This is a genomic window from Rhodococcus sp. P4_F3_2 (assembly GCF_056401335.1).
On sequence record NZ_JBFUJN010000100.1, the window covers coordinates 1 to 819 of the forward strand.

Below are 819 nucleotides of genomic sequence, written 5' to 3' on the forward strand. Positions count from 1 at the left end.
CGGCAGCAGGAGGGAAAATTAGTGTATTAGATAATGGAACAGCTATAAAAACAGTGGATTGTTTTGGGAGCAGTCCAGACGCTTACGATTCAGAAGATATACTAATTGAGAATATTCCAATTGGTTATCATGTAATAGAATTTCTCTCTTCAAACATTACGCTTGGTCAAGCGACAGGGGTAGGTAAAATCTACTTATCTGCTATAGCTCTAAAGCCTACAAAAACCAAAGTTAGCGATAGGCTCTTTAAAGCATACGGCAGTAACGGTTCGTTAGAAAAGTTCAAAAGAATTAATGATGGTACAGTAAGATATACAGGTGTTTCTAATCCTTCAGGTGCTTTACTTCTTGGGAATACTAATGCCGAATTAAAAACAGGTAAAACTTTAGTAATCGAAGCAGAAGGAAAGTTCTTTGGGGGCTCTGGGATTGTATGGTTCGGTAATAAATCTAGTAGTTCACAAGGCGTTTTGCAGGGTTATACATTATATCTAGGTGGTTCCTCTGTGACTTTATACAATGGAGACCCTGGTGGTCTAGGTGTTAATATAGGCTCATTAGCGACTACATTAGATTTTTCTATGCCACACAAAATAAGGATTACTCATACAGCAGATGGGGTAATTACTGTATTTGTTGATGGTACTCAATTAATTCAAGTAACCAATACAAAAGAAAGAAATGGTTGGTTCGGAGTGTTTTCTCAGGTGGCTGGAACAATAGAAGTGACTCGTTTGGAGTACACATACATTTAATATTTATTATCAAATTATTCTATTTGAAATATATCTTTGGTAGAAAAACAAGCACGCTCTTAAC

General features: G+C 36.4%; 1 protein-coding gene. It reads left to right on the forward strand.

Features of this window, described 5'->3' with window-relative positions:
• Window positions 1-755, forward strand: a 755-nt coding sequence (locus AC1DWA_RS32925) for a hypothetical protein (protein WP_477917611.1), incomplete at its 5' end; no start/stop codon positions are given.
• Between the last annotated feature and the right edge of the window lie 64 nt (window positions 756-819).